Source organism: Sphingobacterium sp. WOUb80, from assembly GCF_050058145.1.
Taxonomy (GTDB): Bacteria; Bacteroidota; Bacteroidia; order Sphingobacteriales; family Sphingobacteriaceae; genus Sphingobacterium.
Window position 1 is genome coordinate 6,052,288 of record NZ_CP165617.1, and the last position, 14,787, is coordinate 6,067,074.

General features: G+C 37.8%; 12 protein-coding genes. 7 read left to right on the forward strand and 5 right to left on the reverse strand.

All coding sequences use genetic code 11. The features are described 5' to 3' along the window. Positions 1-2: 2 nt before the first annotated feature. The 3 genes from AB1Z56_RS25020 to AB1Z56_RS25030 form a co-directional block, all read right to left on the reverse strand. A complete protein-coding gene (locus tag AB1Z56_RS25020; RefSeq protein WP_309364450.1) occupies positions 3-983 on the reverse strand; it encodes a c-type cytochrome in 981 nt (326 codons plus the stop codon). Positions 984-1,063: 80 nt separating this feature from the next. Further along, positions 1,064-1,966 (reverse strand): LysR family transcriptional regulator, encoded by a 903-nt coding sequence (locus AB1Z56_RS25025; protein ID WP_309364448.1) that lies wholly within the window; start codon positions 1,964-1,966, stop codon positions 1,064-1,066. A 61-nt stretch (positions 1,967-2,027) separates the two neighbouring features. Further along, positions 2,028-3,398: a dipeptidase gene (locus AB1Z56_RS25030; protein WP_309364446.1), complete on the reverse strand. Its 1,371-nt coding sequence runs from the start codon at positions 3,396-3,398 to the stop codon at positions 2,028-2,030. 107 nt (positions 3,399-3,505) lie between these two features. Here AB1Z56_RS25030 and AB1Z56_RS25035 point away from each other — a divergent pair, with 107 nt between their 5' ends. The 7 genes from AB1Z56_RS25035 to AB1Z56_RS25065 all read left to right on the forward strand — a co-directional run bounded on the left by AB1Z56_RS25035 (position 3,506) and on the right by AB1Z56_RS25065 (position 12,204). Then, entirely contained in the window at positions 3,506-3,820 is a 315-nt protein-coding gene (locus AB1Z56_RS25035) for a hypothetical protein (protein WP_309364445.1), read from the forward strand. Positions 3,821-3,827: 7 nt separating this feature from the next. Continuing rightward, positions 3,828-4,379, forward strand: coding sequence for an RNA polymerase sigma factor (locus AB1Z56_RS25040; RefSeq protein ID WP_309364443.1), 552 nt, complete (start codon positions 3,828-3,830; stop codon positions 4,377-4,379). A gap of 31 nt (positions 4,380-4,410) precedes the next feature. Then, positions 4,411-4,725 carry a hypothetical protein gene (locus AB1Z56_RS25045; RefSeq protein ID WP_426790446.1) on the forward strand — a complete coding sequence of 105 codons (315 nt, stop codon included), beginning with the start codon at positions 4,411-4,413 and terminating at the stop codon, positions 4,723-4,725. Between the two features lie 184 nt (positions 4,726-4,909). Continuing rightward, positions 4,910-7,633, forward strand: a complete 2,724-nt coding sequence (locus tag AB1Z56_RS25050) for an outer membrane beta-barrel protein (RefSeq protein WP_309364439.1) — start codon at positions 4,910-4,912, stop codon at positions 7,631-7,633. A gap of 18 nt (positions 7,634-7,651) precedes the next feature. After that, positions 7,652-8,440: a GLPGLI family protein gene (locus tag AB1Z56_RS25055; protein WP_309364437.1), complete on the forward strand. Its 789-nt coding sequence runs from the start codon at positions 7,652-7,654 to the stop codon at positions 8,438-8,440. A 253-nt stretch (positions 8,441-8,693) separates the two neighbouring features. Next, positions 8,694-11,411: an outer membrane beta-barrel protein gene (locus AB1Z56_RS25060; protein ID WP_309364435.1), complete on the forward strand. Its 2,718-nt coding sequence runs from the start codon at positions 8,694-8,696 to the stop codon at positions 11,409-11,411. Between the two features lies 1 nt (position 11,412). Next, entirely contained in the window at positions 11,413-12,204 is a 792-nt protein-coding gene (locus tag AB1Z56_RS25065; RefSeq protein WP_426790447.1) for a GLPGLI family protein, read from the forward strand. Between the two features lie 142 nt (positions 12,205-12,346). Here the strand turns inward: AB1Z56_RS25065 and AB1Z56_RS25070 are convergent, their stop codons facing one another. Together AB1Z56_RS25070 and AB1Z56_RS25075 are read right to left on the reverse strand one after the other, a co-directional pair. Next, positions 12,347-12,526, reverse strand: a complete 180-nt coding sequence (locus tag AB1Z56_RS25070) for a hypothetical protein (protein ID WP_046674057.1) — start codon at positions 12,524-12,526, stop codon at positions 12,347-12,349. A gap of 118 nt (positions 12,527-12,644) precedes the next feature. Further along, on the reverse strand, positions 12,645-14,783 hold the full coding sequence (locus tag AB1Z56_RS25075) for a S46 family peptidase (RefSeq protein WP_309364429.1): 2,139 nt from the start codon (positions 14,781-14,783) through the stop codon (positions 12,645-12,647). Between the last annotated feature and the right edge of the window lie 4 nt (positions 14,784-14,787).

Below are 14,787 nucleotides of genomic sequence, written 5' to 3' on the forward strand. Positions count from 1 at the left end.
AGTTAAAAATTATAAGGACCGAGTTTATGTTGTTCTATACTAATGTTATCGGCGTAAGGGGGATATGGACTGTCTTTGGGCTTTTTGCTTAGATTGGGATAGTCCAGTTGCTTATTTGATTTTTGAGGTCTATCGAAAGAATTGATATATGCTGCGACATCATAGGCCTCATCGTCTTTCAATTGCGGCGCGTCATAAGTTGCGCCCAAAGGCATATTAGCTTTGATAAAACGCGTAGCTGTAAGCAATCGTGCCATTCCAGCACCATCATTGTAGCTATCTTTTCCCCATAAGGGAGGATATTGATATCCTTTTCCCGCCGTTTGTGGTAGACCTTGTCCATCTTTTCCATGACAACTTGTGCATTTGTTCTCAAAAACCAATTGACCATGTTTCAAGTCTGCAGCACGGTTGGGAATATCCATTTTAATAAATCCTTGGCCCGCCAACCGGCCTTTATTAACGGTATTTACGCTGATGTTTTTGATGTAGGTAACAATGGCTCTCATTTCCTTGCTATTTTCTGGAATGGCTCGACCGTTCATGCTCCGCTCAAAGCAACCGTTGATGCGCTCTTCAAGTGATTCAACCTTATTTTCTCGTCCAATATAGGTTGGAAAGACATTGGTGAGCCCAACGTAGGGAGCGGCGAAAGCCTTGGTGCCTCCATTAAGATGACAGCTGCTACAGGCAAGCTTGTTTCCGATTTTGACCTCGCCATCATAGAAATAATCGTAGGTATTTTTGATTAGCTTTTCACCATAACTGGCCATTTTACCTTCGGGATTATCTTTGAATGAGATTTCCTTAAATTGGGAGACGTGCGTAATAAGCGAGTCGTTGCGCATTTTAAGAGAATCTGTTTGCTTTTTGTTTTCCTCATGTTTTAGTGGAAATACACATAAGGTCGTACATGTAATGACCAATGCGACAATGATCCAGCTGAGTGCTTTTAAATAATTTGTTAGTTTTTTATATTCCATTACGCTCATTCATTTGTACAAATCTAGTCGCCTCAAACGCGGAATTAAAACGAAGTTTGTTTATGAGGTATAACATTTGGTTATAACTTGAAGTTTTGTCGCAGACAGAATTGTAGAAACTGGTTGGGCGTACCGGCAAGTCCTCCATATAAATGGGTAAAATAGAAATAACGTTCTATTGTCAATTGTGGAATATCGACAATAGTCAATTGATTGTTTAGTACTTCTTTTTGCACCGTATGAATAGATAAAAAGGCAAAGCTATTGCGACGGGCAAGATAACCTTTAATACTTTCCGTTGAAGGGAGGATCATTTCTATTTGTACTTCCGATAAATTAATACGATTGTCTTTTAGTGCATTTTCAATAATTGTTCGTGTACCCGATCCTTGCTCGCGAAGTACCAAAGGCAAGCGTGTGATATCGGATAGTATCGGATTTTTTAATTGATTTAATATTGGGTTCTGGCTATTTGTGACGAGGACCAGCTCATCCTTCATAAAAGGAATGTATTTCAGTGCCCTGTTATCCGTGGAACCTTCAGTAATACCTAGATCCAATGTTTTGTCGACAAGCTGTTCCTCAATACTGCGGCTATTGGATTGAAAAGACTGGATACGGTTGTTGGGATATTGGGATAGAAAATCGGCAAGTAGAGCGGGTAAAACATATTGGGAGATGGTTGTACTGGCCCCTAAAACCAAATTTCCTTTTCGTCCTTCCTGCAATTCCTGTATTTCTTGGCCCGCCTGATTATACAGATTGATAATTTGTTGGGCATATTTATAGAGAATTTGGCCTGGATCAGTTAAATTAAGATTGTTGCCCTTTCTTTCGAAGAGCGGTACGCCAAGTTTCTTTTCTAGTTCTTGGATGTTTTTGCTTACGGCTGGTTGTGAGATGAAAAGGGCCGAGGCCGTTTTGGTGAAATTAAGGTGTTGAGCCGCAGTGTAAAATACAATTAAACGAAAATCAAAATCCATAAAACGATAAAGGGTTATTTCTAAAATTTAAAAATAACCCTTTATCTAATGAAAAACTAAATTATTTACTTAGTTCCGCGTAATATTTATGAAATAAAGGAATTGTTGAAATTCCCATGAGGTAATTCTCAATGCCATATTTTTCATTTGGCGAGTGTAGGTTATCGCTATCCAAACCAAATCCCAGAAGTACTGTTTTTAAACCCAATACGTCTTCGAAAAGAGCAACGATTGGAATAGAACCGCCACCACGTGTCGGGATAGGCTTAACACCAAATGTTTCATGTAAGGCTTTCTCCGCCGCTTTGTAAGCAATGCTGTCCGTAGGTGTCACTACGGGTTCGCCGCCATGATGAGGTTTGACTTCTACTTTCACATAATCAGGTGCAATAGATTCAAAATGTTTTTTGAAAAGCTCCGTAATACGATGAGAGTTTTGGTTTGGTACAAGACGCATTGAAATTTTTGCATTCGCTTTTGAAGGCAATACCGTTTTGGCGCCTTCACCGATATAACCACCCCAAATACCATTTACTTCTAAGGTTGGGCGAATACCGGTGCGTTCCAACGTGGTAAAACCTTTTTCGCCCCAGATATTTTGGATACCGAGGTCAGCTTTGTATTCTTCAATATCGAACGGTGCTTCATTTAATGCTTTGCGTTCTTCAGCAGTCAATTCGACAACATCATCATAAAATCCCGGGATAGCGATATGATTGTTTTCATCATGTAATGAGGCAATCAGTTTTGCTAATATAGTCGCCGGATTGGCTACTGCTCCACCATATACGCCGGAGTGCAAATCTCTATTAGGCCCCGTAACTTCCACTTCAACATAAGAAAGTCCACGTAAGCCAGTTTCTAGCGATGGTTGTGCCATGCTGATCATTGATGTGTCAGATATAACAATAACATCAGCTTTCAGTCTTTCCGTATTTTCTTTAACAAATGTGCCCAAATTTACTGAGCCCACTTCCTCTTCACCCTCAATCATAAACTTGATGTTACATGCTAATGCATCATTTTTAATCATGTATTCGAAGGCTTTTACATGCATATAAAACTGACCTTTATCATCGGCAGAGCCACGTGCATAGATTTTGCCATCACGGACTGTCGGTTCGAAAGGAGGGGTATCCCACAACTCATATGGATCAGCAGGTTGTACGTCGTAATGGCCATAAGTTAATACGGTAGGTAGCGCTGGATCTATAATTTTTTCTCCATAAACGATTGGATTACCAGCAGTAGGACAAACTTCTACATTGTCGGCTCCTGCTTCACGCAATTTCTGAGCAACAAATTCAGCAGTCTTCTCCACATCTCCTTTAAATTTGGGATCAGCACTTACTGACGGTAAACGCAATAAATCAAACAACTCATCTAAAAAACGTTGCTTGTTTGCTTCTACATATTCTTTAATGTTTTGCATATTGTTTGTGTTTGAAACAAATTTACACAAATCGACACATTTAACTCAATTTGTTGTAACCTTTTCGGGAATGATGGTGACTAATGAGGAAACTAATTCAAATAATTATGGAAAAACAAACAATAGCGGGAATTTTAGGTATCGGATTATTTACATGTATCACCCTGTGTGTTTATTTTATTATGCGCTATCGGAGTACCGCAGTACACCTTCCCGGCGAAAGCAGAAAAAGGGAGCCTATAGATTGGCAAAAGCCGGGGATTTTGGTTCTAGGTATCGGAATTGGTTTATTTATTGTCGGTGTATTGGACAACTATATCAAGACTGATTTGCCGGATTCACTCGCCGTAGCAATTTTGATTATTTCTGCAGGGCTTGCGATGATAATTGCTAACCGATTGGATAAAAAACGCGATATTTAACCCGCCAATGGATGAAATCTATATTCGAAAAGTTCTGTCAGGCGATGTGGAATCTTATCGTTATTTTATAAAAACGTATAAGGATATGGCATTTTCTGTCGCTCTTTCTATTGTAAAGGAAGAGCATTTGGCAGAAGATGTCGTTCAGGAAGCATTTATAAAGTGCTATCAATCGCTGTCTTCCTTTAAAGGGAAATCGAAATTTAGTACCTGGTTTTACCGAATTGTTGTGCATGTTGCTTTTAATGCCATTCGTCATAAGAAATTGGAGTTGGTCAATTTTGATCTGTCCCACCATGACATGCCATATGACGATTCTGTATTGGATGAAATAATCGAACATGAAAGAAAAGAAATGATCAACGATGCACTCACGATCTTGCCCGCCCGGGAGTCTGTTGCATTACGTTTATTCTATTTGGAAGAACAGTCGATGGATGAAATTCAGGAAATTATGGGCTGGACACTGTCGAATACAAAAGTAATATTGTATCGAGCCCGTAAAAATATGCACATCATCTTGAGTCAGTTAATAAAAAAAGCAGAGTATTATGGATAAGGAGCAGGAAAAATTCAAAAAAGCGATGCAAATGAGTAAAATAGAATTACCATTTGATGATTTTGAGCAACGTATTATGGATGGTATCGCGGCGCTTGAGAAAGAGAAGGAGAAAGCGCTGTCAAATAAGAAGTATGCAATTACATTTTTTCTCCTTGGAACGGTTTGCGGTATGATGCTAAACAATTATCTGATGGCTAAAATTCAAGTTGCAGATATAGCCTCCGATCTTAAAAATTATAGCGCGATAGGTTGCCAGTTATCTTTTGCTGTTTTGATATGCTTTTTTTGTCTTCAGTTGTGGCGTTTGATCAATATGCAACAGAAGAAGCATTATCAAGCATAACGAAGGTTTTCTAGGATGAATATATAGGATCTGAGCTTTTGTAAAATGGATCTTCTATTTTGCTCGAATGGGGAACTATGGGCCAAAATCAGTGTTTTAAGAAATAAAATTAAATTTACTGTAACAAAACATTGGTTTTATCTACTAATGTTATATTGATATTAATTTACTATCCAACAATTTTATGAAAAGAGTTTTACAAATTCTCTTGTTTTTCATTTTTGCTATTCATGGTTTGGCTTCGGGTCAATCCAGGATTGCTGGAAAAATAAGTGATGTAAAGGACCAACTAAAGTTATCAGACGCAACAGTTATGCTGTTGACTGCCAAAGATTCCATATTGACCGGCTTTACCCGATCTGATGAAAATGGTCTATTTTCCTTAGCTAAGCCCGATACAGGAGCCTATGTACTCATCGTGAGTTATCCCAAGTATGGCGATTTTTATACGGAGATCCAATCTGGGGTGGACTACTCTAAATTGGCTATTGGTCTAACAAACACAGCTACGTTATTACAAGAAGTCATTGTTACGGGGCGTATTCCTATCACGATTAAAGGTGATACCACAGAATATGATGCTGGTAGTTTTAAAGTTGAAAAAAATGCCAAGGTTGAAGATTTGTTGAAGGCGTTGCCGGGAATCACGGTCGACGCATCCGGAAAGATTACCGCACAAGGTAAAACTGTGAAGAAGGTATTGGTAGACGGGGAGGAATTTTTCGGTGACGATCCGACACTGGTGACACGAAATATACGATCGGATATGGTGGATAAGGTTCAGGTCTACGAGAAAAAATCCGAGCAGGCAGAGCGAACAGGAGTGGATGATGGTCAGCGTGAGCAAACGATCAATGTAAAGCTAAAAGAAGGTTCTAAAAATGGTATGTTCGGAAAAGCACTTCTTGGCGGAGGAACCAATGATTACTATATGGGGCAATTGATGTTGAACAAATTTAAGGGTTCGCAAAAAATATCAGTTTATGGGCTTTTTGGTAATAATGGTACTACGAGCATGAACTGGCAGGACGCACAAAAATATGGCGGTGATTCAGGTGTATCCTATGGTGATGACGGATCGATGAGCTGGTCTAATTTTACGGATCCTTTTTCTGGCCAAGGTGTTATTGGTGTACCTCGTGCCATAAATTCGGGGGTTAACTTTTCGGACAAATTTGATAAGGATAAACATACAGTCAACATTAACTATAAATACGGACGATTGAGCAGTGATGGAAATGATGAAACAATTACTACTGGTTTGATCAACAACCGATCATTGAAAAATGTAGATACTGAAAATGACCAACATCGTGCGAATTTGAAATATGACCTTAAATTAGATTCGTTAAATCTCTTGACCATACGAGGTGGTGTATCTAGAAAAAATCTTTGGTCCTATAATACACGCGACGCTTATCAGCTTTCTCAGGCGGCCGATACTGCAATTACCGAAAAAACGGATGAGCTTATCAAAAATCATGTCAATGAAGTAAATTTCAGCACTTATTTTACCCATAAATTCAAGAAAAAAGGTCGTTCTTTTACATTTGATGGACAGTGGAAAAGAAATGAAATGAATGGCACAGGCCATTTAAATTCGAATCTTAAAAATAAAGATCTAAATACCGAAACAAAAACAGATCAAGATAAAGTCCGGAACAATAAAAGTGATGTCCTCGGGGCCTCCATATCTTATACTGAACCCTTATCTAAAATTTGGAATCTTGTTGTGGGGACAGGAATTGAGCAAAGTAACAGTAGTTCTATTGTGGAATCTTTCAATAATGATGGACAGGGGAATTATGATCAATTGGACCGTCGCTTTAGTAACAACTATGATTTTGATAGAAGCAGCAGCAGATACAAATTGGCTATAGTTCACACAACTGAAAAATTTAAGTTCACTGTGGCTAATAATTTCAATAATGACAAATTGAAACAATTCAATAACTATACAAGTGAGGGGATTACAAGAAGTTACTTTACGTACAATCCAAATGTAAGTGCAGGCTATTCCTTTACCAAAACGAAGGGTTTATGGATGAATTATACCGGTAAAAATCAGTTGCCTTCCATGAGTCAGATACAACCGATCTTAGATAATTCAGACCAGATTAATCGTTATTTGGGAAATGAAAACTTAAAACCGTCGTTTAGAAACTCATTAAATCTGAATTATAATTCGTTCCGCGTGTTGACCGGAAACTATGTTTATGTCGGTGGTAATATTTCTACTGAAAAGAACCCAATTACACAGAATATCGATACACTAAAAGGAATCAATACTTATACGTGGAACAATGTGGAGGGTAAGACAAATACCTCCCTAAATGTATGGTCCGGAGTCTACTTCAAATTGAGCAAAAAACTAGGACTGTCCAACTCGCCACAGTTTTATGTGAATATGAGTGATAACTATAATATGTTCAATCACCAATTGAATAAAGTCAATACGACGAACTTTAATTTTACGTATAATTTCAAAAGAGACACCAAAACAGGTTTAAATTTTGACCTGAACTTTAGTCCACAGTATCGTTTGATGAAATCAAGTTTGGAACGCAATACCAATAGCAATGGTTTTGTATTTGCTTCCAATGGAAGTGTGGAGTATTTCTTCAACAAAACATTTAAGGTTTATACCAATTACACTTATTCCTATGAAGCTGCAACCAAAGCTTTTGACGAGAAGTTTGAACAGTTTTTGTTGCATCCGGGTGTGAGTAAAAAATTCCTGAAAAATGAATCGTTGGTATTGGATTTTATGATCAACGATGTTCTTAATCAGAATAAGGGCTTTAGTCGTTCGGCATCGACTTCTGTCTTTACACAACGTCGATATGATACGATACGCAGATATTATATGCTTAAACTATCATGGGATTTTACAAAAATGTTTTTATAAAATATTAAGCGAAATAAAATGTTAAAATATATCTTTTTTCTCTTTTTCTGTTGTTCGGCCGTAGCTCTTAAAGCACAATATGTGCTATTTGGGCGGTCGGGAACCATTTCTTACGATAAGACGATGTATATGAAGAATATCGTAAGTAAAAAATTCATCGCTAAGGCCGATGATAATTCAAAACAGTTTTTTGAGCGTATAATACCGAGGTTACCGGAAAATGCCGTGTTAAAAAAGTCAATGAAATTCAATGCGACGGAGACTTTGTTTGAATCGGTAAAAGACGAGAGTCTGGATGCAGAAATTAAGCAGTACATTATGATGCTGGCACTAGATTTCGATGCAACAACACTTTCAAATATGACCAACCGTTCATTTTTAAGATATAACGATATTGTTGGTGAAAAAATCATCGTTCAGGATTCCATGAAGCGTATCAAATGGAAAATCACAGATGAGTACCGTGAGATAGCGGGATATAATTGCAGGAGAGCCAATGGGATTACACCTGACTCTATCTATGTCATTGGATACTACTGTAATGAAATCCCGATCAGTGGCGGCCCAGAGTCCATCAATGGCCTTCCTGGGATGATTTTAGGATTGGTCGTACCTAGTCAGCACGTTTCCTATTTTGCAACAAAAGTCGAACTCAGCAACACCGTTGTGATGGACAAAAAGAAATTTGAGAATACCAAGGTCAAACGAATGACAAGAAAGGCTATGACGGATCAGATTACAAGTGTACTGTCTCAACATATGAATAAAGAAACTGTTCAATTTATAATGGAACTTGGCAATTTATAAACAACTAGGTATGCTATATACACAATATGCTGTGTATTTCTAACTGTTTAGATAAAAAAGCTCTTCTTTTGAAGAGCTTTTTTTGTGATTTGTCGATTGTACTTCGCTGTTAATCAATTGTTTGTTTTGTTTTTCAGCATTATTTTATTTCTTGTATTTTTTTTGCGATAAACTAAAATTAACTGAAACAAAATATTAGTTTTGTGCACGAATTTTATTATTTATATAATTATATACTATCCAAAACCATATTATGAAAAGAGTGGGGCAACTACTTTTACTTATTTTATTCTGTTTCTGCGGAATAGTTCACGCTCAATCCCGAATTGAAGGAAAAATCAGTGATGTAAAAGATCAGCTTAAGCTGCATAATGCAACAATTATGCTGTTAACAGCCAAAGATTCCATTTTGACCAATTTTACCCGTTCGGATGAAAATGGTAAGTTCTCTCTTGAGCGCCCTGATACTGGAAAGTATTTTATCATTGTCACCTATCCAAAGTATGGTGAATATTACGCGGAAATCTTACCGGGGCAGCATTACAATAACCTATCTATTGGAATGACCAGCAGCGCGACCTTGCTGGAGGAAGTGATTGTTATGGGACGGGTACCCATTAGTATCAAGGGCGATACGACGGAATATGATGCCGGAAGTTTTAAAGTGGAAAAAAATGCTAAAGTGGAGGATTTGTTAAAGGTTCTCCCTGGGATTACAGTCGATGCTTCCGGTAAAATTACTGCACAAGGGAAAACAGTAAAGAAAATGCTGGTTGACGGAGAGGAGTTCTTTGGTGACGATCCAATTTTAGTAAGCCGGAATATTCGTTCTGACATGGTTGACAAAATTCAGGTTTATGAAAAGAAGTCTGATAAGGCTGAGAAAACTGGTATTGATGATGGTGAACGTACACAGACAATCAACGTGAAGCTCAAAGAGGAGGCTAGACGCGGAATATTTGGAAAAGTAGATGTTGGTGGAGGTAGTGATAAGTTCTACGCTGGACAGAGCTTTTTGAACTACTTTAATCAATCGTTTAAAGCTTCGGCTTATTTGATTGCAAGTAACACTGGGAAGAGCGGACTCAGTTATGATGAGGTGTCAAGTATGGGGGGAGATTACGATGGAGGTGATAATTTTAATGGCGAAGGAATTCCTAAATCCCTGAATACAGGATTTTTATACTCGGATAAAACGGCTAACAAAAAACATGCTTGGCGAATCGACTATAAGCATATTCGATCCAACGTTGACTTAGACCGAAGCGTATTCACACGTAACGCGGCACGTGATACGATATTAATAAGCAATAGCAGCACATTGGCCTCCAACGAAAACAGAAAGCATAATATCGGTTTGAAATACGAATTTAAGGTCGATTCCATGTCGGATTTAACGGTTTGGGCAGGTGCAAACAAAAGACATGATAATAGTTCTTCAGAGACACAATCAACCACTGTAAATCAATTTGATCAGAAGATCAACGATAACCTGCGAAGCTTTAAGAACGATTCCAAGTCGGAGCAGTATAATGCCTCGGCGCTCTATGTAAGACGTTTTAAAAAGAAAGGCCGTTCCTTATCATTCAATTATTACACATCGGGGAATAAACAAGATGGGGAGCAAGATTTATTTTCTAAACTTACATTTTATAAAGAAGGGAATGCTGAAAGGGATTCAACCCTCAACCAGAAGAAATTTGTGAAAAATAGCTCTTTTTCTACAGGTGGAGAATTTGCTTATTCCGAACCGATTTCAAAAAAGATTATCCTTTCTTTCGAATATGGATTGAATCTCAACAGAAATAACAACGCAGTTCAGTCTTTCGATAAAAATCAGAATACCGGTATTTTTGATCGACTGGATAGTTTGTATAGTAATGATTTCTTGTACAAAACGACAAAAAACACCTATAATCTCGCACTTAATTACAAGCCTCTGGAGAAGCTCGTGGTTAATGTCTCAAATAAGTTCGAAAACAGTAATCTGTCGCAATTAAACCGCATGGAGAATACGAGACTTTCACGATCATTTTTTGTATATAATCCAGTGGTTGATGTCAATTATGAGATTCAAAAAAATAAATCAATCAGTTTGAAGTATCAGGGTACAAATGGTTTACCTACCTTAAATCAGATCCAACCATTACGGTCGAATTTGGATCCCTTGAATGAGTACTTAGGGAACGAAAATCTAAAGCCATCTTACACCAATAATTTGAACCTGAGCTTTAGAACCTATTCCGTATTGGAAGATAAGTTTATAGGCATCTTTTTAAGCGCTTCACGTACAAACAATGCGCTGGTGCAAAATACAACGATTGATTCATTGGGTAAGACTACATTTGTTTGGGGAAATTTGAACCACAGTAGCAACAATCAGATTAGTATAAGTCCAATGTATTACGGTAAGTTATGGAAAAAATTTCAATTGAGACATGGTGGCGGACCATCCGTATCTTTCAGCAACAATTATAACTATGTCAATACTGTTTTAGCGAACGCCAAGGTACAGCGTTATGGGGTTAATTATGGTTTACAGCGATCGACAACCAAAGGTTTGGACTTTGGTATTGAGTTATCCCCAGGCTATCTTATACAAGATAATTCCATTGGAGCCATGGAAGATAGTAAGGGATTTACTTTTTCATCTGAGGGAAATCTGAAGTACTTTTTGCCAGCTAAATTCATTATGCGAGCAGATTTTAGCTATAGTTATCAGGCTCCTACGGCAGTTTACAGTAAAAAATTTGAACGATTTGTGCTAAGTCCGGCTTTGTCAAAAAAATTCCGAAAAGATGAAAAGCTGGAATTGACCTTTATGGTTAATGACCTCCTCAAACAGAATGTGGGTTTTGACAGAAGTCAAAATGGGGCACTACTGACCGAACGCCGATACAACACAATCAGCAGGTATTATATGGTTAAGCTCACTTGGGAAATCAATAAAATGCTCGTAAAATCGAAATAAAATGAAAGATATCAAAAATTTACTCGTCCTATTGCTGGTCTTATTCTGGGGAAGCTCAGCTTTTGGACAATATGCTTATTTTCCTACACAAGGAACAATTACCTATGACAAGACTGTATTTCTTAAAAACCTGCTCAAACGCTATGCAACATATGCAAAAGACGAGGATACGCGTAACTCCATCAGAGAAATGATGGGTCAGATTCCAGAAAATCAGGTGCTGAAAAAGAAACTGACATTTTCCAATGATGAGGTCCTCTATGAGCATATTCCTGAAGAATATTCGGATGTTGTTACCGGGTTGATGCGTTCTGGAATTTTTGAGTCGGGGATAAGCGGCTATCAGAATCTGAAAAATAAAGCATTTAATTCTGTTTTTGAATTAGGTGGCGAGCGCGTTGTCATAACCGATTCAACATTAAAGATCAAGTGGAAAATTACGAATGAATACCGTGAAATCGCAGGTTACCCATGCCGTCGGGCGAACGGACTTGTACTGGATTCCATTTATGCTGTTGCTTTTTACACGGATCAAATACCTGTTTCAGGAGGTCCTTCAGCCTTTAATGGACTACCGGGAATGATCCTTGGTCTGGCCGTTCCCGAACTGCATTACAACATGTTTGCGACGAAGGTGGAATTGGGTGCTGTAAATCTTTCATCGACAACATTGTTAAAGAAGAAAGATAAACCCTTGACCAGACAGCAGGTTTATGATAAACTGAAAGCCTCTTTCGGGGATTATTTAGGGATAAAGATCTATAACTTAGTGATGGCTTGCACATTTCTGTAAGGATCAACAAAACCTTTATGATTTTGCAGGAACCAACAGCGATGAAAGCGGACAGAAGGTCTTTTCTGGCCAATAATATCAGATACTTTCAAAAAAAAGGCCTTTCATTTGAAAGGCCTTTTTTATGTTTACTCCGAAAAGACTATTTTCCGTCGTTTTTCTTAGCAGTAACTTCGTTACGAATTTCTTGTGCTAAGGTTTTGATCTCTTGTAATCCTTTACGTACACGTGTACCAGCTGCAGAATTACCATTGTTGAAGAACTTGTCTGCATCAGCTTCGATAGAAGCTACTAACTCTTTTAATTTTACGTAGTTTTCCATTTTTTTATAATTATAATTTTAGTTTTTATGGTTTTTCCTAAACACTCCTTAAATATACAAAAACGAATCAAATAGAAAATAAATTTCGTTTTTTTTTATCGAAAAAGCTTAAAAAAAACTATTCAACAATCTTAAGTTCGTCAATAATGTTGGTCGCACCAGCAAATTTATCGATGATAAATAATACATAACGAATGTCAACTGAAATTGTACGCTGTAGCTTATGGTCGAAGATCACATCACCAGCCATTGCTTCAATATTACCATCAAAAGCTAGGCCAATTAATTCACCATTGCCATTTATTACTGGTGAACCTGAGTTTCCGCCTGTTATGTCATTGTCACTTAGGAAGTTTACTGGTAAATATCCTTTTTTATCCGCATAACGACCATAGTCCTTATTATTGTACAGATCAATCAAACGTTGTGGTAAATCGAATTCTTCGTCACCCTTTTTATACTTCGCTATGGTTCCTTTTAAAGTAGTATAAAAGTTTCTGTCTGCATCATTACGAGGGTCTTGTGGTAGGCCTTTGATCGAACCATAAGTTAAACGTAAAGTACTGTTTGCATCGGGATAGAATTTACCTTTTGGATTTGAAGCCAATACCCCAGCGACATATTTACGGTACGCGCCTTCAAATTTGTCGTCTTGTGTTTTCCAGTTAGGATCTACTTGACGGTATCTGTTAAGTAAGGCCGAAGAAAGTTTATATAATGGGTCATTGGCTAAGATTTCAGCGTTAGGGGTCTCCAGATAATTGTTCAAACGTTCTGCAGAGGCGAAGATGCTATTTTTCACAGATTCTTTGACATAAGCCGTAAAGTCACCATTATTTTTAGCCGCCAATTCTGCAATATAGGGTGCAATATTGCCTGCTTTTTTAGCATAAAGATTCAATTCATCAATCAATACTTGCTCTTCAAGAGGCATGTACATTTTTTCATAACCAGCATCGATGGCAGATTTTAAACGAGGAAGAAGGGCATTTCTTCTTGCTTCATCTCCAGTAGTATATGCTTCTAAACCTGACCCAATGGTGTTTGGTAATGCTGCAATTGCACTAGAACGCAACATACCCATTAAATAGTTGTCATGTCTAGCTTTCTCGTTTGTTGAAGCATAAAATTCATTGATTGTTTTGATGACATCACCGTATTCGGCTTTGTTTGCAGCTTTATTTGCCCATTTGTCAAATTTAGCTTCGTCTTTTGCTTTCGACTCTGCAGTTTTATGTAATGTCAAAGCATCAATCATTCCTTGACGATTTTTCCAGTAATTAGCTACTTGAGAGTATTTAGAAGCATAGTTCAATTTTACAGCTTGGTCTTGATCCATGAATTTTTTCATGGCATCCATACCTGTTTTAGAAGCTTCTACCCAAGCTGGATAAGCGAATTTAACATTCTGATTGATTCCTCCAGAAGGCATCCAACGATTGGTACGTCCTGGATAACCTAAGATCATTGCGAAATCTCCTTCTTGAACACCTTTTAAGCTAACAGGTAGGAAATGTTTAGGTTTCAAAGGGACATTGTCCTGTGCATACTCTGCAGGATTACCGTTTTTATCGGCGTAAACTCGAAAAATCGAGAAATCGCCTGTATGACGTGGCCATTCCCAGTTATCTGTATCACCGCCAAATTTTCCGATGCTATTTGGAGGTGTTCCTACCAAACGGACGTCATTGTAATCTTGGTATACAAAATAATAGTATTCATTGCCTTGGTAGAACGATTTTACTTCAACCACATACTTGCCATTTTCGCTATTTTCTGTTTGGATTTTAGCAATTTCAGCCGCAATGATTTTTTTACGTTCATCTTCTGCCATTTTGTTGTTAACCAATCCTAAGATGCGTTTTGAAACATCATCCATACGCACAAAGAAGCGAACCGACAAAGACTTAGGTTTTAGTTCTTCATTTTTGGATTTCGCCCAGAAACCATTTGTTAAATGATCATTTTCTGGTGTAGAAAGTTCAGCAATAGCACCGTATCCACAGTGGTGGTTGGTGAATACTAAGCCTTGATCAGAAACGATCTCAGCGGTACAGCCACCATTGAATTGTACGATTGCATCTTTTAAGCTAGAGTGGTTAATGCTGTAGATTTCTTCGGCACTTAAACGAAGCCCTTTTTTCTGCATATCTGATTCATTCAGACGCTTTAGATACATTAAAAACCACATTCCCTCATCGGCAAATGCAGCAAAGCTTGTTGTGATGAACAACAAACACATCCATAATTTTTTCATATCA

Coding starts and splice junctions, on each gene's coding strand:
- AB1Z56_RS25050 (WP_309364439.1), top strand. CDS start 4,910: ATGAAAAGAGTTTTACAAATTCTCTTGTTTTTCATTTTTGCTATTCAT.
- AB1Z56_RS25020 (WP_309364450.1), bottom strand. CDS start 983: ATGGAATATAAAAAACTAACAAATTATTTAAAAGCACTCAGCTGGATC.
- AB1Z56_RS25045 (WP_426790446.1), top strand. CDS start 4,411: ATGAGTAAAATAGAATTACCATTTGATGATTTTGAGCAACGTATTATG.
- AB1Z56_RS25075 (WP_309364429.1), bottom strand. CDS start 14,783: ATGAAAAAATTATGGATGTGTTTGTTGTTCATCACAACAAGCTTTGCT.
- AB1Z56_RS25055 (WP_309364437.1), top strand. CDS start 7,652: ATGTTAAAATATATCTTTTTTCTCTTTTTCTGTTGTTCGGCCGTAGCT.
- AB1Z56_RS25040 (WP_309364443.1), top strand. CDS start 3,828: ATGGATGAAATCTATATTCGAAAAGTTCTGTCAGGCGATGTGGAATCT.
- AB1Z56_RS25065 (WP_426790447.1), top strand. CDS start 11,413: ATGAAAGATATCAAAAATTTACTCGTCCTATTGCTGGTCTTATTCTGG.
- AB1Z56_RS25035 (WP_309364445.1), top strand. CDS start 3,506: ATGGAAAAACAAACAATAGCGGGAATTTTAGGTATCGGATTATTTACA.
- AB1Z56_RS25060 (WP_309364435.1), top strand. CDS start 8,694: ATGAAAAGAGTGGGGCAACTACTTTTACTTATTTTATTCTGTTTCTGC.
- AB1Z56_RS25030 (WP_309364446.1), bottom strand. CDS start 3,398: ATGCAAAACATTAAAGAATATGTAGAAGCAAACAAGCAACGTTTTTTA.
- AB1Z56_RS25025 (WP_309364448.1), bottom strand. CDS start 1,966: ATGGATTTTGATTTTCGTTTAATTGTATTTTACACTGCGGCTCAACAC.
- AB1Z56_RS25070 (WP_046674057.1), bottom strand. CDS start 12,526: ATGGAAAACTACGTAAAATTAAAAGAGTTAGTAGCTTCTATCGAAGCT.